This is a genomic window from Janibacter terrae NBRC 107853 (assembly GCF_001591405.1).
Lineage (GTDB): Bacteria > Actinomycetota > Actinomycetes > Actinomycetales > Dermatophilaceae > Janibacter > Janibacter terrae.
Genome location: NZ_BCUV01000002.1, coordinates 461,863 through 485,245 on the forward strand (window position 1 = coordinate 461,863; position 23,383 = coordinate 485,245).

The following is a 23,383-nucleotide window of genomic DNA, read 5'->3' on the forward strand; positions in this document are numbered from 1 at the left end:
GGCACGCTACCGGCCGTCGGCCCCCGCCCCCGGCGAGCGGTGCTGCAGGACGGCGCGCACGAGCGCCCCCATCCGGCTGCGCTCGGGGACGAGCGGCTCGACCCCCTTCGCCCGCAGCGGTGCCGCGGTGACCGGGCCGACCGCGGCGAAGAGCACCGAGTCCGCCGCGCGGCGCACGATCTCCGCCGTGGCGCCGACGGCGTCCGCGGCCGCGAACCACGCCTCGACGGCCCCCGCGGAGGTGAAGACGACCGTGTCGATCTCGCCGGCGGCGACGGCCTGTGCCGAGGCGGTGACGGCGGCGGGGTCGGGCGCCGGTCCCCAGCGGTAGATGACGAAGGGGGAGACCCGCGCCCCGGACGCGGCGAGCGCGGCGTCGATGCCGTCCGAGCCGTTGCCGTGGTGCTGGACCGCCACGTGGGTGCCGGTGAGGTCCTCGCCCGCGAGGTGCTCGATGATCTCGGCGGCGGTCTCCGACTCGGCGACCCATGCGGGGGCCAGCCCCTGCGCGATGAGCGCGCCCTTGGCCTTGGGTCCGCGGGCGAGGATCCGGGCGCCGTCGAGCACCCGGAGGAGGTCCGCGTCGAGGCCGGCGACTTCGGCTGCCTCGATCCATCCACGCAACCCCTGCCCGGTGGTGATGACGACGATCTCGGGCGGGTCGGCGAGGAGCGCGCGCGTGTCGTCGAGGAGCCGCTCGTCGTCGGCGTGCGGGACGATCGAGATCGCCGCGGCGTGGCGGATCGTGGCCCCGCGGCGGATGAAGGCGTCGGCGAGGTCCTCGCTGCGCCGGTCGGCGGTGATGAGCACGGTGCGGCCGGCCATGACCGCGGGCAGCGGGGTGCTCACGAGAGGGTCGCCCCGGCGGCCGTCATCTCGGCGAGCGCGGCCTCGGTGGTGTCGGGTGCGACGCCCGCGATGGTGTCGGTGAGCAGCCGGACGCCAAAGCCCTCGCGGAGGGCGTCGAGCACCGTCGCCCGCACGCAGTGGTCCGTCGCGATGCCGCCGACGTCGAGGTCGGTGACGCCGCGCCGTCGCAGCCAGGTGGCCAGGTCGGTGCGGCCGTCCCCGGCAGCGACGCCTTCGAACCCGCTGTAGGCGGCCTCGGTCAGGCCCTTGCGGAAGACCTCGGCGACGTGCTCCAGCGCGGGCTGGAGGGCCGGGTGGAACTCCGCTCCCGGGGTCCCCGCCGCGCAGTGCACCGGCCAGCTCGTCGCGAAGTCGGGCTCGGCCTGCGTCGCCCAGTGCCCGCCGGGGTCGAGGTGCCAGTCCGCGGTGGCCACGACGGCGACGTACTCGCGGTGGCCGAGGTCGTGGGCCGTGGGATCGGCCAGGACGCGCTCGGCAGCGCGGGCGGCGACGGCTGCGCCGCCGACGACGGCGAGGCTCCCGCCTTCGCAGAAGTCTTGCTGGATGTCGACCAGGACGAGTGCTCTCCCCATGCCCACAGAGGATGCCACGGACGGGCGTCACCCGGCACTGGCGAGGAGGCCCCAGAACCGGTCGAAGGCGCGAGAGGTCCCGCCCGCGTCGAAGCTGACCTGCGTGGCGAGGAAGGCGGCCCGGCCCGTCGCCGGGTCCGCGTAGCCGATCGTGCCCAGCCCGCCGGCCCACCCGATCCACCCCTCGGGGCGGATCTCGACGTGCCGGCCCCAGCCGCAGCCCGGCTGGAGGAACCCGGTCGCGGTGCGTCGCTGCTCCGTCGTGAGGTGGTCGGTGCGCAGGTCGCCGAGCGACGCGGGGGAGAGGACCGCGGGGGAGGAACCGACGAGGGAGGAGAGGAAGGTCAGCTGGTCGGGCACGGTCGAGACGAGCCCGGCCGCGAGCGACTCGAAGACGGGGACGTCGACGTAGGTACCGGGCGGGACGGGGAAGGGAGCGAGCCCGGGCTCGTCCGGGCCGGGGGCCCCGTAGGCCGTGGCCATCCGGTCCGCGTCCCCGTGGAAGGCGGTGTCGGTGAGGCCGAGCGGCCCGAGGACGTGCTCGGTCAGCAGGTGCCCGACGCTTTCGTCGGTCGCGCGCGCGAGCAGGACGGAGAGGACGTCGCTGCTCGTGTGGTAGCGCCAGGCGGTCCCGGGCTGGTCGGCGAGGGGCAGGGCGGCGATCCGGGCGACGAACTCGTCGGGCGGCAGCGGCGGGCCCCAAGGGCCGGGGGCGATCTCCGGCTGGGCGGCGATGGCGTCGGCGAGGGGGCCGGGCTCGGCGACCCAGCCGAAGCCGGGGACCATGCCGAGCAGGTCCGCGACGGTGATGGCGCGGTCCGCCGGTCGGGTGTCGTCCAGGTCGGCTCCCGGTGAGGACAGCACCCGCGGTGTCACGAGCTCCGGCAGCCAGCGCGCGACCGGGTCGTCTAGGGAGAGCACCCCGATCTCCGCGAGCCGGAGCGTGAGCACCCCGGCGAAGGGCTTGGTGCTGGAGCTCAGCGCGAACTGCGTGTCCTCGCTCATCGGCGGACCACCGAGCGACCGGTGCCCACCGGTGAGGACGGTCTGGTCGTCGGCGTCGGCCAGACCGGCCACCCAGCCGGCGAGCAGGCCCTCGGCGACGAGGCGGTCGAGGTCGGTGGCGAGGTCCTCCAGCGAGGTCATCCCCCCAACCTGACAGGTCGGTGCTCCCGCGTCGAGGGGCCGACGGTGGGACGGGTGGTGTCAGACCGAGAGCGAGTGCGCGGCGTCCGGGCGGGTGACGTGGGTCCGACCGGTCGGTGCGGTCCACGTGCAGGTCCCGTCGGGCGTCATCGTCAGGCGCCAGCCCGCATGGTGCTTGAACCCGTGGTGCGTGGTGCACAGGCAGACGAGGTTGCCCACCTCGGTCGCGCCGGCCGGGTAGGGGGTCACGTGGTCGAGCTGGGCGCGCTCGGCGGGTGTGCCGCACCCGGGGAAGCGACAGGTGCCGTCCCGCCGCCGGACGCGGCTCGCGACTGTGCGGCCCGGTCGGTAGGCGTGCGTGCTGTCGGTGACGACGGTGCCCGTGAGGGGGTCGGCCCCGACGACCCGGATGCGGGTCGCCGGGTCGGCGAGCAGCGCGGTGAGGTCGTCGGGCAGGAGGGCTCCCACGCGGCGGGCGTCGACGTGACCGGGCACGAACCAGGCTCCGACCCGTGCGGCGGCTCCGTCGGGTGGCCGGCCGGGAGGAGGGGCATGACCCAGGTGGGGGTTGCCACGGACGGTGAGCTCACGCGTCAGCTGCAGGGTGAGCTCGGCCTCGAGCTGGGAGGCTCGGTGCAGGTCGACGCCGCTGACCCACCGCAGGATGATGTCGTCGCGGCCGCTGCCCCCGCGCAGCACGTCGGCGGGCGAGCGGCGCTCGCCCCTCCGGTAGGTCCCGAGGCCACCCGGCTCCACGTCGCTCTCGTCGTCGACGAGCGCGGCCACGGGGACGACGAGCTCGACGGTCGTCTCCACGGTGGCGCGGGCCAGCACGAGGTCGACGAAGGCGTCGGCCCGCGCCTGGTCCATCGTCACCGGCTCGCCGGCATCGCGCCGGGCGCGGTGGTACTCCCGCGCCAGCTCGTCGACGGCGGCCCACACCTGCCGCGAGGGCTCGGTGGGCAGCCGCAGGCGCCAGGTGGTGAGTCCCGGCAGGTCACGGTCCGGGGAGCAGGTCACCGAGCGCTTGCGCCGGGCCCGGGCCGCGGCCTCGTCGACGCACGTGCGGTCCGTGGCCACAGCGGCCCGACGAGCCCGGCGGGTGAGGTCCGCGACCGGTAGACCGAGGACGTCGTCCGCGAAGAGGCGAGCCTCGAACTCCTCGAGCTGGTGGTCGTCCAGCGGTTCGCTCGCCCGCACGATCGCGTCGGTCCGGTACGGCTCGAGGTCGCCGCGGCGCGCGCTCTCCCACGTGCCGGTCATCTCGTGGTCGACCCGGCGGGCCCGGTGGATGCGTGAGGACATCGTCCGCGGGGACACGTGCAGCAGCGGAGCCAGCGCCGCCGCCGCGAACTGCTCCTCGCCCGGGATCGGGAACCATCGCTCGCTGAACCCGACGCCCCTGGCCTGCGCCTCGGCACGCCGCGCCTCGAAGTCCCGTCGGCGCTCCTCGCGGTAGCGGTCGAGATCGCGGTCGGTCTCGTCGGCGAAGGTCGTCACGGCTGCGGTCTGCACCGCAGCGAGCGCGTTGGTGAGCCGCTGCGTCGCGGCCACGACCACCTCGGCCTCGGCGGCAGTCATCGCGACCAGGTCCTCACGCGTCAGAGCACCCAACGGCGCTGCGAGGGAGAAGGGCTCGGCCTCGAGCACGGCAGCGACATCCACCCCGACGGCACCGACTGCCGAGGTGGTGGAGACGCCCTTCGTGTCCATGACCACGACTCTAGGTGCGACCACCGACAACGCCCCGGACAACTCTGAAGAGCCGCCGGCTCAGCCCTCCGCCCAGCCGGTGTCGCAGCCCGAAGGGTTCAGGCCAGGGCCAGCCTGTAGCCGCGCTTGACGACGGTCTCGACGACGCGACGGTCACCGATGGCCTCGCGCAGCCGGGCGACGGCCACCTCGACGGCGTGACCGCTGGCGGAGTCGCCCGGCAGCACCTCGAGGACGTCGGCGCGGGTGACGACGTCCCCCTTCGCGGCGACGAGCAGGTGGAGCACGGACATGCCGCTCGGGGAGACGGCGAGCACGCGATCACCCAGGACGGCGGCGGTGCTGCGCAGCTGCAGCGGTCCGGCGACGGTCTCGACGGCCGTGGACACCATCGCCTCGTAGTGACCGACGACGGCGCGCACGAGCGACCCCAGCCGCGCCCGCTCCGGGAGCAGCGGGGCGATGCCGACGTGCTCGAGCGGACGTGCGGTGACCGGCCCGACGGCGGCGACGACGAGGCGCCCGGTGCGGGCCCGGCCGATGATCGACGGCAGGACGCCGGCGTCCTGCGCGGCGTCGAGCCAGGCCGCGGCGGCGGGGGCGGAGGTGAAGACGACGACGTCGACGTCGCCGACCGCCGCCTGCTCCACGCCGCAGGTCACCGCGGCGGTGTCCGGCGGTGGGCCCCACCGGTAGACGACGAGGGGAGTCACCGAGGCGCCGGCGGCGGCGAGGTCGACGTCGAGCTCTTCGCACCCAGCGCCATGGTGCTGGACCGCGATGCGTTGTCCGGCAACGCCTTCGGTGATGAGGAAGTCGCGGATCTCGACCGAGGTCTCCGACTCGGCGACCCAGTCGGCGTCGTGCCCGGCGGCCTGGATCGCCCCCCGGGCCTTGGGCCCGCGGGCGATGATCCGGGTGGCGTCGAGCACGTCGTGCAGCTCCTCGCCGAGCCCGGCGGCGTCGGCCGCCTCGACCCACCCGCGGAACCCGATCGCCGTCGTCACGACGACGATGTCGGGTGGCGCGGCGAGCAGTGCCCGGGTCCGCTCCACGAGCTCCGCGTCGGCGGTGTGCGGCACGATCGTCAGCGCCGGGGTGTGCACGACCCGGGCACCGCGCCGCTCGAGGGCGGCGCGCAGGTCACCGGCACGCCGGTCCCCGGTGACGAGGACGACGCACCCGGCGAGCAGCTGCGGCAGGCTCACGTGACGCTGCGGTCGAAGGGGGAGCCCGTCACCTCGTCGCCGGACGGCTCGATCCAGACCTCGCCGTCGACGACCGCCACGGGCCAGGTCCGCAGGTCGACCGGGTCGCTGCCGGCGCCGTCGAGGCAGGCGCCCGTGCGCAGGTCCCACACCTGCTTGTACATCGGCGAGATGACCGTCGGGACCCCGCCCCGCGTGCCGACGAGCCCACGGGCGATGACGTGGGCGCCGCTGTAGGGGTCGAGGTTGGCGATGCCGTGGACGAGATCGTCGTGCGTGCGGACGAGCGCGACCTGCAACCCGTCGACGAGGGCGACGGCGCCACGCTCGGGGACGAGATCGGTGAGGGCGCACAGATGCACCCGGGTCTGCGGGGGAGCAGTGGTCATGAGCGGACCTCCAGTGTCGTGCCGGCGATGAGGACGGACTCGTCCGAGCGCTCCTGCGGGGTGGCCGGGCGGGCCTGGCCGCGCTCGCCGACGTAGGCGAGCGAGTCGTCGACGGCGTCCGGGGCATTGACGAAGGACGCGAAGCGGGCCAGCTTGTCGGGGTCGGCGAGCGTGGCTGCCCACTCGTCGCGGTAGTTGCCGACGTGCGCGGCCATGGCCGCGTCGAGGTCGTCGGCGATGCCGAGGCTGTCGTCCATGACGACGGCGCGGATCGCCTCCAGACCCCCTTCGTGCTCCTCGACCCAGGGCGCGGTGCGCTGCAGGCGGTCGGCGGTGCGCACGTAGTACATGAGGAAGCGGTCGATGGTGCGCACGAGCGTCTCGGTGTCGAGGTCCTCGGCGAGCAGGCGTGCGTGCTTGGGGGTGAATCCGCCGTTGCCGCCGACGTAGACATTCCACCCGTGGTCGGTGGCGATGACCCCGACGTCCTTGCCGCGGGCCTCGGCGCACTCGCGGGCGCACCCGGAGACGCCGAGCTTGATCTTGTGCGGCGAGCGGAGCCCGCGGTAGCGCAGCTCCAGGTCGATCGCGAGTCCCACGGAGTCCTGAACGCCGAAGCGGCACCAGGTCGAGCCGACGCACGACTTCACGGTGCGCAGCGACTTGCCGTAGGCGTGCCCCGACTCGAAGCCCGCGTCGACCAGCCGCCGCCAGATGCCGGGCAGCTGGTCCATCCGGGCGCCGAAGAGGTCGATCCGCTGGCCGCCGGTGATCTTGGTGTAGAGGCCGTAGTCCTTGGCGACCTCACCGATCGCGATGAGTCCTTCGGGCGTGACCTCGCCACCGGGGATGCGCGGGACGACCGAGTAGGAGCCGTCCTTCTGCAGGTTGGCCATGACGTGGTCGTTGGTGTCCTGCAGCGCCGCCTGCTCGCCGTCGAGGATGTGGCCGGTCCCGAGCGAGGCGAGGATCGAGCCGATGACCGGCTTGCAGATGTCGCACCCTCGGCCGGTCCCGTGGCGCTCGATGATCTCGCTGAAGGTCCGCAGGCCCTGGACCCGCACGATGTCGAAGAGCTGGGCCCGCGACTGCTCGAAGTGCTCGCACAGGGCACTACTCACCTCGACGCCGGAGGCGGCGAGCTCGCTCGTCACGAGCTTCTTGACCAGCGGCAGGCAGGAGCCGCAGCTCGTGCCCGCCCTGGTGCACGCCTTGACCCCGGCGAGGTCGGTGCAGCCCCCTTCGCCGACGGCACAGCGGATCTCACCTGCGGTGACGTTGTTGCAGGAGCAGACCGCGGCCTCGTCCGGCAGGTCCCCGGCGGGTGCCGCGGCGGCCCCCTCGGGCAGGAGGTAGGCCGCGGGGTCGCCGCCGAGCTCACGGCCGACCATCGGGCGAAGGGAGGAGTAGGCGCTGGCGTCGCCGACGAGGATGCCGCCGCGCAGGGTGCGGGCGTCGTCGCTCATGACGAGCTTCTTGTAGACGCCGGCCACCGGGTCGGAGATGACGACCTCGAGCGAGCCGGGCTCCTGCGCGAAGGCATCGCCGAAGCTCGCGACGTCGACACCGAGGAGCTTGAGCTTGGTCGACAGGTCGGCCCCGGGGAAGGTCCCCGCGCCGCCGAGCAGCCGGTCGGCGACGATCTCTGCCATCGTGTAGCCGGGAGCGACCAGGCCGAGGCAGCGACCGCCGATGCAGGCGACCTCACCGATCGCGTGGATCGCGGGATCGGCTGTGGCACAAGCGTCGTCGACGACGACTCCGCCGCGCTCGCCGATCTCCAGACCGGCCTCGCGGGCGAGCTCGTCGCGCGGGCGGACACCCACGGCGAAGACGACGACGTCGACGTCGAGCGAGGGGCCCTCGCTGAACCTCATCCGGGAGACGGCTCCGCGCTCGCCGACGATCTTCGACGTCGCGGTCGAGGTGCGCACCGAGACGCCGAGGCCCTCGATGAGCCGCTTGAGGCCCTCGCCGCCCCCCTCGTCGACCTGCAGCGGCATGAGGCGCGGCGCGAACTCCACGACCGTCGTCTCGACCTCGAGCGCTCGCAGGGCCCCGGCCGCCTCGAGGCCGAGCAGGCCGCCGCCGACGACCGCGCCGCGGACCGGCCGGTCGAGCTCCTCGCGGCGGGTCTCGACGAACTCGCGCAGGTCGGCGACGTCGTCGATCGTGCGGTAGACGAAGGCCCCGCGCAGGTCCTTCCCGGGCACGGGCGGCACGGCGGCGTAGGAGCCGGTCGCGAGGACGAGGGAGTCGTAGGGCAGGACCTGGCCGGTGCTCGTCGTCACGGTCCGGGCCTCGCGGTCGATGCTCTCCGCCCGGACGCCGCGGCGGAGCGTGACGAGCGGGTCGTCCCACAGCTCCTGCCCGCCGAGGGCCAGGTCTTCGGGGTGCCGTCCGGTGAAGTAGGAGGTGAGGGCGACGCGGTCGTAGGGTGCGCGCGGCTCCTCGCACAGCAGCGTGACGGCCCACCGGCCGGCGTCGTCGCGGGCACGCAGCGCGTCGACGAGTCGGCGCGCGACCATGCCGCCGCCGACGACGACGAGCTGCTGCGGCTCGGTGGTGGGGGTGGTGGTCTCTGACATGGCGCTCAACTTAGACAGCCCTCGTTTCGGCTCGGTCTTGGTCGTGTTTCCCCGGTGTGAACCCGCCCTCACCGGGCGTGGTCGCGCGCTGTGAGGGGCCTGCGTCGGCGCCGAGCCAGTCGAGGATCCCGCACACCGCGTCGGTGCACCCACCGCAGCCGGTCGTCGCCCGGGTGCTGGCGGCCACCTGCTCCAGCGTCGTTGCGCCGGAGGCGAACTCGGTGCGGATGTCCCCCTTCGTCACGCCGTTGCAGCGGCAGATCGTCGCCCGGTCCGGGATGAGCGAAGGGGAGTCCCGTCGCGTCGTCGTGACGGCAGGCGCGATGGCCGGCAGCAGCAGGTGCGCCGGGTCTGCGGGCAGGGGAGTGCGACGGGTGTAGGTGGTGATCAGGTCGGTGCCGACGCGACCCGCGCCGACGGTCGTGGCGCCCACGAGCAGGCCGTCGCGCACGACGACCTCGAGGTGCCGTCCGGCGGCGGGGTCGCTGAGCTGCACGACGCGCAGGCCGGGGTCGTCGACCCGCCCGCTGCCGCACACACCCATCGTCACGATGTCGACACCGTGGGTCTTGGGCTTGACGACGTCGCCGACGCCGGTGGTCACGGCCCCGGGGTCGCGGCCGGTGAGCAGGTCGGCGAGACGACGGGCCTGCTCCCACCCCTGGGCGACGAGTCCGGTGGCGCCGCCGGGAGGTTGGGCGCAGTCACCGATGGCGTGCACGTGCGGGTCGCTCGTCGTCATGTCGGCGTCGACGAGGATGCCGCGGTCGACGTCGATCCCGGCCGCCTCGGCCAGCTGGGTGTTGGGCACGGTGCCGGTCGACAGCACGAGCAGGTCGGCGGCGAGCACCTCGCCGTTCGTCAGGTGCACCCGTCGCAGCCGGCCCTCCTCGATGACGACCTCCTGCGCCCCGACGCCGACGCGCTGGTCGACACCGGTGCGGCGCAGCGTCGACTCGACGACGCGGCTGGCGGCCTCGTCGAGCTGACGCTCCATGAGGGCGGGGGAGGGGTGGACGACGGTGACGGCGAGGTCGCGTCGGGCGAGCCCGCTCGCGGCCTCGAGACCGAGCACGCCGCCCCCGAGGACGATGGCGCGTCGGGCGTTGAGCGTCGCCGCGATGATCTCGCGGGCGTCGTCGATGGAGCGCAGCACGTGGACGCCGCTCGGCAGGTCACCGCCGGCTGGATCGTCACCGAGACCCGGGACCGTCGGGACCCGGGCGGCCGCCCCGGTGGCGATGACGAGCTCGTCGTAGGGGACCAGGGTGTCGTCGGCGAGCAGGACGTCGCGGCGCTCGCGGTCGATCGCCCGCACCGCGACGCCGCGCTGCACCGTGACGCGCGGGTGGTCGGGCGCGGGGAGGGCGATCGCCGAGAGCCCGCGCGTGCCCGCGACGACGTCGCTGAGCAGCACCCGGTTGTAGGGCTCGCAGGCCTCGTCGCCGAGCACCGTGACGAGGTGTTCGCCGGCGTGGTCGGCGGCCGTGAGGTCCTCGACGAATCGGGACCCGACCATCCCGTAGCCGATGACGACGATGTGGCTCATGCGCTGACCTCCAGCGGCTCGGGGACGAGATCGGTGGTGCTGGCGGCGACGTCGACGGCGCACACCTTGAACTCCGGCATCGACGAGATCGGGTCGACCGCGTCGTTGGTCGCCCGGTTGACGCTCCCGGCACCGGCGAAGTGGAAGGGCATGAAGACCGTGTCCGGCCGGACCCGGTCGGTGATCCGCGCGGGCGCGCTGACCGTGGCCCGCGCGGTGCGCAGGTCGAGCTGGTCGCCCTCCTCGATGCCCAGGCGGTGGGCGAGGAGTGGGTGCACCTCGACGAAGGGGGTCGGTTGCGCCGCGAGGAGCGCTGCCACCCGGCGGGTCTGTGCCCCCGACTGGTAGTGCTCGAGGACGCGCCCGGTGATGAGGAAGAGCGGGGCATCGCGCCGCAGGTCCTCGGCCGGGCCGACGTGGTCGACGGGCACGAGCCGGGCACGGCCGTCGGGCGTGGGGAAGTCGTCGAGGAAGGCGCGCGGTGTGCCCGGGTGAGGTGCCTCCCCTTCGCCGCTGGCGGGGCAGGGCCAGTGCAGGTCGCTCTCGCGGTCGAGGCGGGCGTGGCTCAGCCCGGAGTAGTCGGCGCGGCCGCCGACGCTCGCCCTGGCCAGCTCGTCGAAGACCTCCGACGGGACCGTCGACCACGTGCCCGGGGCATCGAGGCGAGCGGCGAGCTGCGACCACACCCACAGCTCCGAGACGACTCCCTCGGGCGGGTCGATCGCCTTGCGGCGGCGGATGATTCGGCCCTCGAGGTTGGTCATCGTGCCCTCCTCCTCGGCCCACTGCGTGACGGGCAGGACGACGTCGGCGAGGGCGACGGTCTCGGAGGGGACGACGTCGCAGACGACGAGCAGGTCGAGGGCACGCAGCCGCTCGGCGACCGCGTCGGCACGCGGCGCGCTGACGACGGGGTTGGCCCCGTGGACGAGAAGTGCCCGGGGTCCGCCGGGGGTGCCGAGGGAGCGCAGCAGCTCGACGGCCGGCAGGCCCGGGCCGGGCAGGTCGTCGGCGTCGACGCCCCAGACCGCGGCGACGTGTTCGCGGGCGGCCGGGTCGGCGATCATCCGGTAGCCGGGCAGCTGGTCCGCCTTCTGCCCGTGCTCGCGCCCACCCTGGCCGTTGCCCTGACCCGTGAGGGCGCCGTAGCCGCTCCCTTCGCGTCCGACGAGGCCGAGCGCGAGGGCGAGGTTGATCGCGGCGGTGACCGTCGCGGTGCCCTGGGTGGACTGCTCGACGCCGCGCCCGGTGAGGACGTGGACGCCCGCGCCTCCCCGTGCGGGGCTGGCCGCCGCGAGCAGCCGAGCGGTCGCCCGCAGGTCGTCAGCGGGCACCCCGCAGACCTGCTCGGCCCGCTCGGGCCACCACGCGGCGACGGAGCGGGCGACGTTGTCGAGCCCGCTCGTCCGCTCGGCGAGGTAGGCCTCGTCGGCGAGCGACTCGGCGAGGACGACGTGCAGCAGCGCCTGGAGCACGACGAGGTCGGTCCCGGGGACGGGCTGCAGGTGGACGCCCTGCCCGTCGTCGGTGAGGTCGGCCGTGGCCGAGCGGCGCGGGTCGACGACGACGAGCCCACCGGCCGCGCGAGCTCCCGCGAGGTGCCCGACGAAGGGAGGCATCGTCTCGGCGACATTGCTGCCGAGGAGCAGGATCGCGCCGGAGGTGTCCAGGTCGGTGATGGGGAAGGGCATGCCCCGGTCCATACCCAGCGAACGGTTGGCGGCGGCCGCGGCAGAGGCCATGCAGAAGCGGCCGTTGTAGTCGATGTGCTTGGTGCGCAACGCGACCCGGGCGAACTTGCCGAGCTGGTAGGCCTTCTCGTTCGTCAGCCCGCCACCGCCGAAGACGGCCACCGCGTCCGGCCCGTGCTCGGCCGCGATCGACCGCAACCGGTCGGCGAGGAGGTCGAGCACCTCGTCCCAGCCCATCGGGTGCAGCTCGCCGTCGGAGCCGCGCACCAGGGGAGTGGTGAGCCGGTCGGGTGCGCGCAGCACCTCGGCCGACGTCCACCCCTTGCGGCACATGCCGCCCCGGTTGGTCGGGAAGTCGCGGCCCTCCACCTCAATTCGCTGGTCGAGGTGGGAGGCCGTCCGCGGCCGACCCTCGAGACCTGCCGTCCCGAGACCCACCGGCTCCATCGTCATCGCGCACTGCAGCGCGCAGTAGGGGCAGTGGCTGTCGACCATCAGATGCCCTCGCCGGCCAGGCGCGCGCCGCGGCGGACGTAGACCGCCCACGTGAGCGTCGCCATGAGGACGTAGGCCGCGATGAAGACCCCGATCGCCGGCACGAGCGAGCCGAAGCCCGTCGTCGACATGGCGAAGCCACGCGGCACGAGGAAGCCGCCGACGGCACCGACCGCACCGGCGATCCCGATGCAGCCGGCGGCACTGCGGCGGGCGATCGCGAGCTCGGCCCCGTCACGCACCCCGGCCCGGAAGACGGCCGGAATCATCCGATAGGTCGCGCCGTTGCCGATGCCGGCCCCGGTGAAGAGCACGAGGAACGCGAGCAGGAAGAGGACGAAGGAGTGCGCGGAGAGGGCGAGGATCGCCAGCCCCGCGGCGAGCCCCATGACGACGAAGGCCGCGATGGTCACCCGCGCGCCGCCGAGCCGGTCGGCGACCACCCCGCCGAGCGGGCGACTCGCCGCGCCGAGGACGGCGCCGAGGAAGGCGAGCGTGGTCGGCGCCTCGGGGAACTGGGTCTGAAGGAGCGTCGGGAAGGCCACCGAGTAGCCGATGAAGGACCCGAAGGTGCCGATGTAGAGGGTCGAGATGATCCACGTGTGCGGGTGGGACGCGGCCCGGGCCCAGCTGCGGTGGTCCGAGCGGGCCGTGCTCAGGTTGTCCATCCCGCGCCAGGCGCCCACGGCCGCCAGGATCACGAGCGGCGCGAAGACCAGGCCGGCCCGTTCGAGGTGGATCCCGGCACCCATCGCCACGACCGCCGGGATGACGAGCTGGACGAGCCCGGTGCCGAGGTTGCCGCCAGCGGCGTTGAGCCCCAGCGCCTTGCCCTTCTCCGACTCCGGGAAGAAGAAGGAGATGTTGGTCATCGACGACGCGAAGTTGCCGCCGCCGAGTCCAGCGAGTGCGGCGATGCCGAGGAGTACGGCGAAGGGGGTCTCCGGCCTCCCCACGACCCACGCCAGCGAGAGCGTGGGCAGCAGGAGGAGGAGCGCCGAGACGATCGTCCAGTTGCGGCCGCCGACGAGCGGGACCATGAAGGTGTACGGCACCCGGAGGCAGGCGCCGACGAGGCTCGGCACCGCGATGAGCCAGAACTGCTGGTCGAGGGTCAGCGTGAAGCCGGCTGCGGGCAGCTGCGGCACGACGACCGACCACAGCGCCCACACGCAGAAGCCGAGGAGCTCGGCGAGCACCGACCAGCGCAGGTTGCGGGCCGCGGCGGCCCGCCCTCCGGCGGCCCAGAAGCCGGCGTCCTCCGGGTCCCAGTGGTCGATCCACCGTCCGGCCCGGCGGATCGGGCCGACCGAGGTCGCGTCGAGGGGGACGGGAGGGGCGGTCGTCGAGGTCATGCGAGGAGGCTCGCAAGACCGTGTTTCGCCGTGCCACGGTTGGTGTAAAGGCTTCGTTACCTGCCCCGCACAGGGCCGCCGGGTGAGGTGTGAGGGGCTACGGCGTCTCGGTGAGGAAGACCGTCTCCACCGCAGGTGGGCCCCCGCTCAGCTGGTGCGCCGACCGCGGCAGCTCGGCGACCGACGCCTCGTGCCGGGCGCGCGCCGCCTCGAGCGTGCAGTGCTCGCGGCCGACCACCTCGCCGCCCTCGACGAGCAGGACCATGAGGTCACGGTCGTCGCCGTCACCGACGGGCTGCTCGCCGATGCCGAGCACCTCGGCCTCCGCGACGCCGTGCTGGTTGCGGCGGCGCAGGGCGTACTTGCGTCCGCCGATCGACTGCTTGTCCTTGCTCTTCTTCGCGACGCCGATCATCCGGCCCTGGTCGTCCTCGCGGGCGACGAGCTTGTAGACCATGGACGCGGTCGGGTGACCCGACCCCGTGACGACCCGGGTGCCGACCCCGTACGTGTCGACCGGCGCGGCCGCCAGCGCGGCGATCGCGTGCTCGTCGAGGTCGGAGGTGACGACGATCCGGGTCTCCGTCGCGCCGAGCGCGTCGAGCTGCTCGCGGACCTCGCTCGCCTGGACGACCAGGTCGCCCGAGTCGAGACGCACGCCACCGAGCGAGGTGCCGGCGACCTCGATGGCCGTCCTCACCCCTTCGGTCACGTCGTAGGTGTCGACGAGGAGCGTGGTGCCGGTGCCGAGCGCGGCGACCTGCGCCTCGAAGGCCTCCCGCTCGCTCTCGTGCAGCAGGGTGAAGGCGTGCGCGGCCGTCCCGCCCGTGGGCACGCCGTGGCGCCGCCCGGCCTCGAGGTTGGATGTCGACGCGAAGCCGGCGATGTACGCCGCCCGCGCCGCCGCGACGGCGGCCTCCTCGTGGGTGCGCCGGCTGCCCATCTCGATGACGGGACGCGTCCCGGCGGCGCCGGTCATCCGCGACGCGGCGGAGGCGACTGCGGAGTCGTGGTTGAGGATCGACAGCACGACGGTCTCGAGGATCACGCCGTGCGCGAAGTCGGACTCGACGACGAGCAGGGGCGAGTACGGGAAGTAGGTCTCTCCCTCCGCGTAGCCCCACACGTCGCCGTCGAAGCGGTAATCCGCGAGGAAGTCGAGCGTCGTCGCGTCGACGACCTCCCGCGAGCGCAGGTCCTCGAGCTCGGCGTCCCCGAAGCGGAAGTCCTCGATGGCGTCGAGCACGCGGCCGACCCCGGCGAGGACGCCGTAGCGGCGCCCGGACGGCAGCCGCCGGGCGAAGGTCTCGAAGACGCACCCACGCGACGCGGCGCCGCTGCGGAGCGCGGCCTGGAGCATGGTCAGCTCGTAGTGATCGGTGAGCAGCGCGGTGCTGGGTCGGGTCGTCACGCCCGCCACTCTAGGGTGGAGGGCGTGTCCATCGCCCCAGCCGAGCAGCAGACGAGCGAGCCCGACGTCGTCGAGGCCGTCGACACCCCGTGGATCACGCTGGTGTGGAACGACCCCGTCAACCTCATGTCGTACGTGACCTGGGTCTTCCAGACGCACTTCGGCTACCCGAAGGAGCAGGCGGAGAAGCTCATGATGGACGTGCACCTCAAGGGCCGGGCGGTCGTCTCGACCGGGCCCAAGGAGCAGATGGAGACCGACACCGAGGCGCTGCAGGGCTACGGCCTGTGGGCGACCTTCCAGAAGGACGTGTAGATGGCCACCGCCTTCGCGCCCGACGGCGAGGTGCTCGTCGCCGTCCTCGACGAGCACGAGCGGGCCGTCGTGGCCGGGTTGTGCCTGCAGGTCATGGAGCTCGTCGCCCCCGCCGCGAGGACGAAGGGGGAGACCGCCGACCCCTTCGAGGCCATCGTCGCGGGGCTCGGCGACCTCGCGACGGACGTCGACCCGGGGGGCGAGGTCCCCGACCGGGCCTTCGGCCTCGACCACGACCGCGACCCCGCGCTCGACCGGCTCTTCCCGACCGGCCACCGCGAGGACGAGCAGGAGGCGGCGGAGTTCCGTCGCCTCACCGAGCAGGGGCTGCGGCAGCGCAAGCACGCGGGCCTGCGGACCACGGTCGCCACGCTCGAGTCCGCGCAGGACGACCGCTGGGTCGTGACCCGGGCCCAGGCGCCGCAGGTGCTCGTCGCCCTGACGGACGTGCGCCTCGTCATGGGGGAGCGGCTCGGCCTGCGCACCGACGAGGACGCCGACCGCCTCGAGGAGCTCGTCGCGAGCCTCGACCCGGACGACCCGGCGATCTTCGCGCTGAGCCTCTACGACTTCCTCACCTGGCTGCAGGAGTCGCTCACCCGGGCGCTCGTGGGGGAGGACGAGGAGTGACCGACGGCGACACCCGGGCCGTCGAGGCCCAGCCGATCGGCATCTTCGACTCGGGGTTCGGCGGGCTGACCGTGGCCCGCGCCGTCCTCGACCAGCTGCCCCACGAGTCGGTGGCCTACCTCGGCGACACGGCGCGAGCGCCCTACGGCCCCAGGCCGATCGCCCAGACGCGCGAGTTCGCGCTGCAGTGCCTCGACCGGCTCGTGGACCACGGCGTCAAGGTGCTCGTCATCGCGTGCAACACCGCCTCCGCGGCCGTGCTCCACGACGCCCGGGAGCGCTACGACGTGCCGGTCATCGAGGTCATCCGGCCCGCGGTGCGGCGCGCGGTGCTCGCCACCCGCAACCACCGCGTCGGGGTCATCTCGACCGAGGGCACGCACCGCTCCCGCGCCTACCTCGACGCCTTCGCGGCCGCGCCGACCACGCACGTGATCTCCCAGCCCTGCCCGCGCTTCGTCGAGCTCGTGGAGGCCGGGACGACGTCCGGGCCGGAGGTGCTCGAGGTCGCCCACCGGTACCTCGACCCCCTTCGCGCTGCCGAGGTGGACACCCTCGTCCTCGGGTGCACCCACTACCCGCTGCTCACCGGCGCGCTGTCGTACGTCATGGGCGAGGGTGTCACCCTCGTCTCATCGGCGGAGGAGACCGCCAAAGACGTCTACCGTGTCCTTGCGGACCTCGACCTGCTGCGCCCGGAGTCGCTCCCGGCCCCGACCCACGGGTTCACCACGACCGGTGACCCGGAGCAGTTCCGGTCGCTGGCCCGCCGCTTCCTCGGACCCGAGGTCGCGGATGTCTTCGGCAACATGGGGGAAGGGCGATGAGGCTCACCGTCGTCGGCTGCTCCGGTTCCTTCGCGGGACCCGACTCGCCGGCCTCGTGCTACCTGCTCACCGCGGAGCACGAGGGGCGCACCTGGCGCCTCGTCCTCGACCTGGGCAACGGCGCGCTCGGCGCCCTGCAGCGGCACACCGACCTCGCGGACCTCGACGCGGTCGCGATCTCGCACCTGCACCCGGACCACTGCATCGACCTCACGGGTCTCTACGTCACCCGCACCTACCGTCCGCAGGGCGCGCTCGCCGAGCGCCTGCCCGTCTACGGTCCGGTCGGCGCCGCCGAGCGGCTCGCGGCGGCCTACGAGGGGATCGACGAAGGGGGGATGACCGGGGTCCTGGACTTCCGTCGGATCTCCACGAGCGTGCCCACGCACATCGGGCCCTTCGTGGTGCGGCCCCACCTCGTGGAGCACCCCGTGGAGGCCTACGGGTTCCGCGTCGAGGCGGACGGCAAGGTCCTCGCGTACAGCGGCGACACCGACTCCTGCGACGCGCTCGGCCCGCTCTTCGCCGACGCCGACCTCGTCCTCGTCGACTCGGCCTTCGTCGAGGGGCGGGACGAGGTGCGCGGCATCCACCTGACCGGTCGCCGTGCGGCCGAGGCGGCCGTCGCCGCGGGCGGTGTCCAGCGGCTCATGCTCACGCACATCCCGGCATGGAATGACCCACTCGTGTGCCAGCGGGAGGCAGCGGAGGTATGGCCGGGCGAGGTCGAGCTGGCCCGGCCGGACGCCACCTACGACATCTGAGCAAGGTCGACGTGGGGGCCCGGACCTGATGGGGTGGGGGCATGCCCGCGCGCCTGCCCGCCCCCCTTCGCCCCGGTGACACGATCGCCGTCACCGCACCGAGCTCCGGGGTCTCCCCGGCGCTCCAGCCACGCCTCGACGTCGCGATCGCCGACCTGCGGCGCCGTGGGTACGAGGTCCTCGAGGGCGTCTGCCTGCGCGACGACCGCGACCACCACGTGAGCGCCTCCCGGGAGGCGCGCGCCGACGAGCTCATGGCGCTGCTCGTCGACCCGGACGTCGCCGCGGTCATCCCGCCGTGGGGCGGCGAGACGGGCATCGACGTCCTGCGCCACCTCGACCTCGACCTGCTCGCCGAGTGCGACCCGTGCTGGTACGTGGGCTTCTCCGACACGACCACGACGATGCTGCCGCTCACGCTGCGCTCCGGGTGGGCGACGCTCCACGGGCTCAACCTCATGGACTCGCCGTACGCACCGGCGCCCGGCCTGCTCCACTGGCTGGACGTCGCGACGAGCGAAGGGGGCGAGCTCACCCAGACCGCCGCGACCCACCGGCGTGCGGGCGGCTGGGACGACTACGTCGCCGACCCGGGCGTGGACGAGCTGACCCTCGCCGAGCCGACCCGGTGGTCCTTGCTCGACGGGGGGACGGCGTCCTTCGCCGGTCCGCTGATCGGCGGTTGCCTCGAGGTCGTCTCGCCGCTCTCCGGGAGCCCGTACGGGGACGTACCGGGGTGGGCCCGGCAGCAGGACCGGCCGCCGGTGCTGCTGCTCGAGGCGGCCGAGGGCAACGCGTTCGAGACCGCTCGGGTCCTGCACGGGCTGCGCCTGTCGGGGTGGTTGGACCGGTGCGCCGGCGTGCTCGTCGGGCGCACGCCCGCACCCGACGCGCCCTCGCTCACCCAGCACGAGGCCGTCCGAGACGCCCTCGGCGACCTCGACGTACCGGTCGTGCTCGACGTCGACTTCGGTCACCAGCAGCCGATGATGCCGCTCGTGCTCGGGGCCGAGGCCAGGGTGGAGGTCGGGCCGCAGGGCCAGCGGATCACGCAGGACCTGCGGCGTCCCTGACCCGGAGCCGTCCCCACGGCGGTGCGCCGACGGCGCGGTCGCCTCGTTAGCCTGAGCCCCATGACTGACACCACCCCCCGCCACGACGGCCGTACCCCCGAGCAGCTGCGCGAGGTGCGCATCACCCGCAACTGGCTCGACCACGCCGAGGGCTCGGTCCTCGTGGAGTTCGGCCGCACGCGGGTCCTCGTCGCCGCGTCCTTCGAGGCCGGGGTCCCGCGCTGGCTCAAGGGCCAGGGCACCGGCTGGGTCACCGCCGAGTACGAGATGCTCCCGCGCAGCACCAACACCCGCAGCGGCCGCGAGTCCCGCAAGGGCAAGGTCGGCGGTCGCACCCACGAGATCTCGCGCCTGATCGGCCGCAGCCTGCGCGCCATCATCGACACCAAGGCGCTGGGGGAGAACACGATCGTGCTCGACTGCGACGTGCTCCAGGCCGACGGCGGCACCCGCACGGCCGCGATCACCGGCGCGTACGTCGCGCTCGCCGACGCCATCGACGACGCCCGCGCGCGCGGGCTCATCGCCGCGAGTGCCCAGCCGCTCACCGGGTCGATCGCGGCCGTCTCCGTCGGCGTCGTCGGCGGTCGGGCGGTCTGCGACCTGGACTACCCCGAGGACTCGACCGCCGAGACGGACATGAATGTCGTCATGACCGGCGCGGGCGACTTCGTCGAGGTGCAGGGCACGGCCGAGGGTGCCCCCTTCGACCGCGCGCTCCTGGGGGAGCTGCTCGACCTCGCGACCACGGGCTGCCACGAGCTGACCACCAGGCAGCAGGCGGCGCTCGCCGAGACGCCGCGGGAGCGCGTGCTGTGACCCGCCGGGTCGTGCTCGCGACGCACAACGAGCACAAGGTGCACGAGCTGCAGCAGATCCTCGGCGAGGTCGGCGTCGCCGACGACCTCGAGATCCTCTCGATGGCCGCCTTCCCCGAGGTCGGGGAGATCCCCGAGACGTCAGTGACCTTCGTCGGCAACGCCCGGCTCAAGGCCGAGCACGTCGCCCGGCGCACCGCCCTGCCGGCGCTCGCCGACGACTCCGGTCTGGCCGTCGAGGTCCTCGGGGGCAGCCCCGGGATCTTCTCCGCGCGCTGGTCGGGACTGCACGCGGGCGAGGACCTGTCCCGCGCGGACCGGGACCGCCGCAACCTGCAGCTCCTCCTCGACCAGCTCGCGGACATCCCGGACGAGCACCGGCAGGCGGCCTTCCGGTGCGCCGCGGTCCTCGCCGTGCCCGGGGGCGCGACGGTCGACGTCGAAGGGGAGGTCCCCGGCGTCATCGCCCGGGAACCCTCGGGGGACAACGGCTTCGGCTACGACCCGATCTTCGTCCCGGACGGCGGCACCCGCACGATGGCGCAGTACACGGACGTCGAGAAGAACGCCATCAGCCACCGCGGCCGCGCCTTCCGCGCCATGGCGCCGCTCCTGCGCGCGCACCTCGCCTGACCGGCGAGGGTGGGGGTGCCGAAGGCGGGACTTGAACCCGCACGCCCGTGGGCACGTGGACCTAAACCACGCGCGTCTGCCAATTCCGCCACTTCGGCTCGGCTGGCAGTCTAGGCGGGTGAGCGCGCACACCTTCACGACCTCCCTGGGCTGGAGCGGGTCGACCGCCCTCGGGTACGACGCCTACGACCGTGAGCACGAGCTGACGGTGGCCGGTCGCGGACTGCGGGCGAGCAGCGCCGGGGCCTTCCTCGGCGACCCCTCGCTGGCCAACCCGGAGCAGCTCCTCGTCGCGGCGGCGAGCAGCTGCCAGCTGCTGTCCTTCCTCGCGGTCGCCGCGCGGGCCCGGCTCGACGTCACCGACTACGCCGACGAGGCGAGCGGCGAGATGCCCGAGGGCAACCACCCGATGTGGGTGACGCGCATCGTCCTGCGGCCGCGCATCACGCTCGCGGGCGACCCACCGCGGGCCAAGGTCGAGCGACTCGTCGAGGTCGCGCACCGCGAGTGCTTCGTCGCGGCGAGCCTGCGCAGCGAGATCGTGCTCGAGCCGACCCTCGTCGGCGTCGCGGGCTGACCCCGGGCACGACCGTTCGTCTGCATTCCCCTAGGGGAATGCAGACTTCGGGCTGCATTGCCCTAGGTGTTGCGGGGCATGAGGTTGGTGACACGAGGAGGGGCGTAACAGGGCGGGCAGGTCCCCGTGGCGACAGGATGAGGGTGTCAAAGCCGTTCATCACGAGCCAGCCAAAGGAACCTGCCCTGTGTCCCACGCTAATGCCCCGATGACCCCTGGTGGTCGCCTACGTCTGATCGAGCGAGTGCTGGGTCAGGCCAATGATGAGGCCGGCCCGCGGCCGATCGCGCACGTCGCAGCCGAGGCCGCGATCTCACGCCAGTGCCTGTCCAAATGGGTAGCCCGCTACCGCGAGCACGGCGAGGAAGGGCTGCACGACCGCTCCAGCCGGCCACAACGCTCCCCGAGCGCGACTGCCGAACCGGTGGTCGAGCGGATCATCGAGCTGCGGCGCCGTAAGTGGTCCGCGCGGCGCATCCATCTGGCGCTGGCCGATGAGGGCACGAATGTGGCGGTGTGCACCATCGCCCGGATCCTGCGCCGCGAGGGCTTGAACCGGCTGCGGGACCTGGACGTCGACGGGCAGCCCCTGCGCCAGCAGCCCGCCGGCAAGATCATCGCGCGCTACCCCGGGCACATGATCCACCTGGACGTGAAGAAGGTCGGACGCATCCCGCCCGGGGGCGGGTGGCGCGTCCACGGCCGCGGCTCGGACGCTGACCGGGCCCGCGGCCTGCGAGGACACCACCGCGGCGCCAAGGTGGGCTACACCTACCTGCACTCGGCCGTGGACGGCTTCACCCGGATGGTCTACACCGAGGCCCACGACGACGAGAGCGCCGCGACCGCGATCGCGTTCCTGGCCCGCGCCCGGGTCTTCTTCGCCGCGCACGGCATCACCCGCATCACCCGCATCGTCACCGACAACGGGTCCTGTTACCGCGCCAAGAACTTCACCCGCTCGGTGCTCTCCTTCGCCTCGAAACACAAGCGGATCAAGCCCTACACGCCCAAGCACAACGGCAAGGTCGAGCGCTACCAGCAGACCATGGCCCGCGAGGTCCTCTACGCCGACGCCTACCCCTCCGAAGAAGCCCGCCGACGACAGCTACAGATCTGGGTGACCCACTACAACTACCATCGCCCACACAGCGCCATCGGGGACCAACCCCCAGCCAGCCGCGCCAAGACCCGTGTCACCAAGGTCATGCCCAGTTACACCTAGGGGAATGCAGACGTCAGCGGCGCGTGCGGGCCGGCACCGACCGCGGGTCGAACCCGTAGGGGAGCTCGAGGCGGTGGGTGTGCATGAGCTCCTCGTCCGCCAGGACCTCCGGCGTCGCGCCGTCCGCGACGACCCGCCCGCCGGAGAGGACCACCGACCGCTCGCACAGCTGGAGGGCGTACGGCAGGTCGTGGGTCACCATGAGCACCGTGATGTCCAGCCCGTCGACGATCTCGGCGAGCTCGCGGCGCGAGGCGGGGTCGAGGTTGCTGCTCGGCTCGTCGAGCACGAGGATCTCCGGTCGCATCGCGAGGACGGTGGCGACGGCGACGCGGCGCTTCTGCCCGAAGCTCAGGTGGTGCGGCGGCCGGTCCGCGACCTCGCTCATGCCGACGGCACCGAGGGCCTCGGCGACCCGCCGGTCGACCTCGTCCGCGGGCAGCCCGAGGTTGCGTGGCCCGAAGGCCACGTCCTGCGCGACCGTCGTCATGAAGAGCTGGTCGTCGGGGTCCTGGAAGACGATGCCGACCCGGCGGCGCACGTCGAGCAGGTGCTCACGCGTCACCGGGAGCCCGGAGACCGTGACGTCCCCGCTCGTCGGGACGAGGATCCCGTTGAGGTGCAGCACGAGCGTCGTCTTGCCGGCGCCGTTGGGGCCGAGCAGGGCCACCCGCTCGCCGGGGTGGATGTGCAGGTCGACGCCGTCGAGGGCGGAGTGCCCGTCCGGGTAGGTGTGCCGCACCCCGCGCAGCTGGATGACCGGTGTGCTCATCCGAGCATCCTCGCCGACAGGGCGATGACGGCCGCCGCCAGGGGGACGGACATCGTCGCGGTGAGCACGCGCGGCGCGACGGGGGCGGTGGGCCCGGCGTGCACCCGGCCGTCGTGCCCGCGGGCGAGCATGGCCAGGTGGACCCGCTCGCCGCGCTCGTAGGAGCGGATGAACAGGGCCCCGGCCGTGCCGGCGAGGACCGGCCACGAGCGCAGCCCGCCACCGCGGAACCCCCGGGACTCCCGGGCCACCCGCATCGAGCGCAGCTGTGCGGTGACGACCTCGGTGTAGCGGACCATGAACCCCAGGATCATCACCAGCTGGCTCGGCAGCCGCAGCCGGGCGAGCCCCGAGACGATGTCGGCCGGCTCCGTGGTCGCGGCGAGCAGGAGCGATGCGCCGACCCCGAGCGTGGCCTTGGCGAGCAGCGTCCAGGCGCCCCACAGGCCCGCCTCCGAGAGCGTGAGCGGTCCGACCTCGACCCGTGGGCCGGTGGCGACGAAGGGCATGAGCGCGGCGAAGAGGAGGAAGGGCACCTCGACGAGCAGCCGTGGGGCCAGGTGCCGCACGGGCACCCGCGTCACGACGAGCACCGTGAGCAGCACGAGCGCGTGGGCGCCGAAGGCCCAGAAGGCCTCCCGCGGCGTCGCCACGACGAGCACGACGAAGAGGAAGGTCGCGAGGATCTTCAGGTGCGCCGGCGCCCGGTGCGCGGGGGAGTGGCCGTGGTGGCTCAGCGCATGACCGTGCGGACCGCCCACC

At 73.6% G+C, this 23,383-nt stretch carries 22 protein-coding genes and 1 tRNA gene; 9 read left to right on the plus strand and 14 right to left on the minus strand.

The features are described from left to right. Window positions 1-6: 6 nt before the first annotated feature. The 11 genes from JT1_RS02295 to JT1_RS02345 all read right to left on the minus strand — a co-directional run bounded on the left by JT1_RS02295 (window position 7) and on the right by JT1_RS02345 (window position 14,996). Window positions 7-849 (minus strand): uroporphyrinogen-III synthase, encoded by an 843-nt coding sequence (locus JT1_RS02295; protein ID WP_068322315.1) that lies wholly within the window; start codon window positions 847-849, stop codon window positions 7-9. Further along, the gene (locus JT1_RS02300; protein WP_068322317.1) at window positions 846-1,442 is read right to left on the minus strand and encodes an isochorismatase family protein; all 597 of its coding nucleotides are present in this window, start codon (window positions 1,440-1,442) and stop codon (window positions 846-848) included. The genes JT1_RS02295 and JT1_RS02300 overlap by 4 nt, the downstream gene beginning before the upstream one ends. A gap of 27 nt (window positions 1,443-1,469) precedes the next feature. Next, window positions 1,470-2,588 (minus strand): serine hydrolase domain-containing protein, encoded by a 1,119-nt coding sequence (locus JT1_RS02305; RefSeq protein WP_068322319.1) that lies wholly within the window; start codon window positions 2,586-2,588, stop codon window positions 1,470-1,472. A gap of 60 nt (window positions 2,589-2,648) precedes the next feature. Further along, window positions 2,649-4,301, minus strand: a complete 1,653-nt coding sequence (locus JT1_RS02310) for an HNH endonuclease signature motif containing protein (RefSeq protein ID WP_169701804.1) — start codon at window positions 4,299-4,301, stop codon at window positions 2,649-2,651. Window positions 4,302-4,399: 98 nt separating this feature from the next. Then, window positions 4,400-5,509 carry a uroporphyrinogen-III synthase gene (locus JT1_RS02315; RefSeq protein ID WP_068322325.1) on the minus strand — a complete coding sequence of 370 codons (1,110 nt, stop codon included), beginning with the start codon at window positions 5,507-5,509 and terminating at the stop codon, window positions 4,400-4,402. After that, window positions 5,506-5,898 (minus strand): nitrite reductase small subunit NirD, encoded by a 393-nt coding sequence (locus JT1_RS02320; RefSeq protein WP_068322328.1) that lies wholly within the window; start codon window positions 5,896-5,898, stop codon window positions 5,506-5,508. Before JT1_RS02320 ends, JT1_RS02315 begins: the two co-directional genes overlap by 4 nt. Next, a complete protein-coding gene (nirB, locus tag JT1_RS02325) occupies window positions 5,895-8,486 on the minus strand; it encodes a nitrite reductase large subunit NirB (RefSeq protein WP_068322330.1) in 2,592 nt (863 codons plus the stop codon). The genes JT1_RS02320 and nirB overlap by 4 nt, the downstream gene beginning before the upstream one ends. Before the next feature lie 10 nt (window positions 8,487-8,496). Beyond that, window positions 8,497-10,035 carry an FAD-dependent oxidoreductase gene (locus JT1_RS02330; protein WP_068322334.1) on the minus strand — a complete coding sequence of 513 codons (1,539 nt, stop codon included), beginning with the start codon at window positions 10,033-10,035 and terminating at the stop codon, window positions 8,497-8,499. Next, entirely contained in the window at window positions 10,032-12,221 is a 2,190-nt protein-coding gene (locus JT1_RS02335) for a molybdopterin oxidoreductase family protein (RefSeq protein WP_068322337.1), read from the minus strand. The genes JT1_RS02330 and JT1_RS02335 overlap by 4 nt, the downstream gene beginning before the upstream one ends. After that, window positions 12,221-13,576 carry an MFS transporter gene (locus JT1_RS02340; protein ID WP_068322340.1) on the minus strand — a complete coding sequence of 452 codons (1,356 nt, stop codon included), beginning with the start codon at window positions 13,574-13,576 and terminating at the stop codon, window positions 12,221-12,223. The genes JT1_RS02335 and JT1_RS02340 overlap by 1 nt, the downstream gene beginning before the upstream one ends. 97 nt (window positions 13,577-13,673) lie before the next feature. Then, complete coding sequence (locus JT1_RS02345) at window positions 13,674-14,996, minus strand: nicotinate phosphoribosyltransferase (protein WP_068322343.1); 1,323 nt, start codon at window positions 14,994-14,996, stop codon at window positions 13,674-13,676. A gap of 15 nt (window positions 14,997-15,011) precedes the next feature. Here JT1_RS02345 and clpS point away from each other — a divergent pair, with 15 nt between their 5' ends. The 7 genes from clpS to rdgB are packed head-to-tail and all read left to right on the plus strand — an operon-like array spanning window position 15,012 to window position 20,047. Continuing rightward, window positions 15,012-15,302: an ATP-dependent Clp protease adapter ClpS gene (gene clpS, locus JT1_RS02350; protein ID WP_068322346.1), complete on the plus strand. Its 291-nt coding sequence runs from the start codon at window positions 15,012-15,014 to the stop codon at window positions 15,300-15,302. After that, window positions 15,303-15,932: a DUF2017 domain-containing protein gene (locus JT1_RS02355; protein WP_068322349.1), complete on the plus strand. Its 630-nt coding sequence runs from the start codon at window positions 15,303-15,305 to the stop codon at window positions 15,930-15,932. Then, the gene (gene murI, locus JT1_RS02360; protein ID WP_068322352.1) at window positions 15,929-16,759 is read left to right on the plus strand and encodes a glutamate racemase; all 831 of its coding nucleotides are present in this window, start codon (window positions 15,929-15,931) and stop codon (window positions 16,757-16,759) included. The genes JT1_RS02355 and murI overlap by 4 nt, the downstream gene beginning before the upstream one ends. Continuing rightward, window positions 16,756-17,523, plus strand: a complete 768-nt coding sequence (locus tag JT1_RS02365) for an MBL fold metallo-hydrolase (protein ID WP_068322355.1) — start codon at window positions 16,756-16,758, stop codon at window positions 17,521-17,523. The genes murI and JT1_RS02365 overlap by 4 nt, the downstream gene beginning before the upstream one ends. Window positions 17,524-17,564: 41 nt before the next feature. After that, window positions 17,565-18,596: a S66 family peptidase gene (locus JT1_RS02370; protein WP_068322358.1), complete on the plus strand. Its 1,032-nt coding sequence runs from the start codon at window positions 17,565-17,567 to the stop codon at window positions 18,594-18,596. Window positions 18,597-18,656: 60 nt separating this feature from the next. Further along, entirely contained in the window at window positions 18,657-19,415 is a 759-nt protein-coding gene (gene rph, locus JT1_RS02375; protein WP_068322361.1) for a ribonuclease PH, read from the plus strand. Next, window positions 19,412-20,047, plus strand: coding sequence for an RdgB/HAM1 family non-canonical purine NTP pyrophosphatase (rdgB, locus tag JT1_RS02380; protein WP_068322364.1), 636 nt, complete (start codon window positions 19,412-19,414; stop codon window positions 20,045-20,047). The genes rph and rdgB overlap by 4 nt, the downstream gene beginning before the upstream one ends. A gap of 16 nt (window positions 20,048-20,063) precedes the next feature. Here the strand turns inward: rdgB and JT1_RS02385 are convergent. Further along, a tRNA-Leu gene (locus JT1_RS02385) sits at window positions 20,064-20,145 on the minus strand. Between the two features lie 20 nt (window positions 20,146-20,165). On the opposite strand from JT1_RS02385, the gene JT1_RS02390 reads away from it, so the two are divergent. Both JT1_RS02390 and JT1_RS02395 read left to right on the plus strand, forming a co-directional pair. After that, window positions 20,166-20,624 carry an OsmC family protein gene (locus JT1_RS02390; RefSeq protein WP_068322366.1) on the plus strand — a complete coding sequence of 153 codons (459 nt, stop codon included), beginning with the start codon at window positions 20,166-20,168 and terminating at the stop codon, window positions 20,622-20,624. A gap of 187 nt (window positions 20,625-20,811) precedes the next feature. After that, complete coding sequence (locus tag JT1_RS02395; RefSeq protein ID WP_068321680.1) at window positions 20,812-21,849, plus strand: IS481 family transposase; 1,038 nt, start codon at window positions 20,812-20,814, stop codon at window positions 21,847-21,849. Between the two features lie 13 nt (window positions 21,850-21,862). Here the strand turns inward: JT1_RS02395 and JT1_RS02400 are convergent, their stop codons facing one another. Continuing rightward, window positions 21,863-22,621 (minus strand): energy-coupling factor ABC transporter ATP-binding protein, encoded by a 759-nt coding sequence (locus tag JT1_RS02400; protein WP_068322370.1) that lies wholly within the window; start codon window positions 22,619-22,621, stop codon window positions 21,863-21,865. Continuing rightward, the gene (gene cbiQ, locus JT1_RS02405; RefSeq protein ID WP_068322373.1) at window positions 22,618-23,382 is read right to left on the minus strand and encodes a cobalt ECF transporter T component CbiQ; all 765 of its coding nucleotides are present in this window, start codon (window positions 23,380-23,382) and stop codon (window positions 22,618-22,620) included. Before cbiQ ends, JT1_RS02400 begins: the two co-directional genes overlap by 4 nt. Window position 23,383 lies beyond the last annotated feature (1 nt).

Bases quoted from the DNA above. Each gene is read 5' to 3' on its own strand.
- JT1_RS02320 (WP_068322328.1), bottom strand. From the start codon at position 5,898: ATGACCACTGCTCCCCCGCAGACCCGGGTGCATCTGTGCGCCCTCACC.
- JT1_RS02310 (WP_169701804.1), bottom strand. From the start codon at position 4,301: ATGGACACGAAGGGCGTCTCCACCACCTCGGCAGTCGGTGCCGTCGGG.
- rph (WP_068322361.1), top strand. From the start codon at position 18,657: ATGACTGACACCACCCCCCGCCACGACGGCCGTACCCCCGAGCAGCTG.
- JT1_RS02365 (WP_068322355.1), top strand. From the start codon at position 16,756: ATGAGGCTCACCGTCGTCGGCTGCTCCGGTTCCTTCGCGGGACCCGAC.
- JT1_RS02330 (WP_068322334.1), bottom strand. From the start codon at position 10,035: ATGAGCCACATCGTCGTCATCGGCTACGGGATGGTCGGGTCCCGATTC.
- JT1_RS02355 (WP_068322349.1), top strand. From the start codon at position 15,303: ATGGCCACCGCCTTCGCGCCCGACGGCGAGGTGCTCGTCGCCGTCCTC.
- nirB (WP_068322330.1), bottom strand. From the start codon at position 8,486: ATGTCAGAGACCACCACCCCCACCACCGAGCCGCAGCAGCTCGTCGTC.
- JT1_RS02305 (WP_068322319.1), bottom strand. From the start codon at position 2,588: ATGACCTCGCTGGAGGACCTCGCCACCGACCTCGACCGCCTCGTCGCC.
- JT1_RS02400 (WP_068322370.1), bottom strand. From the start codon at position 22,621: ATGAGCACACCGGTCATCCAGCTGCGCGGGGTGCGGCACACCTACCCG.
- JT1_RS02340 (WP_068322340.1), bottom strand. From the start codon at position 13,576: ATGACCTCGACGACCGCCCCTCCCGTCCCCCTCGACGCGACCTCGGTC.
- JT1_RS02300 (WP_068322317.1), bottom strand. From the start codon at position 1,442: ATGGGGAGAGCACTCGTCCTGGTCGACATCCAGCAAGACTTCTGCGAA.
- JT1_RS02335 (WP_068322337.1), bottom strand. From the start codon at position 12,221: ATGGTCGACAGCCACTGCCCCTACTGCGCGCTGCAGTGCGCGATGACG.
- JT1_RS02370 (WP_068322358.1), top strand. From the start codon at position 17,565: ATGCCCGCGCGCCTGCCCGCCCCCCTTCGCCCCGGTGACACGATCGCC.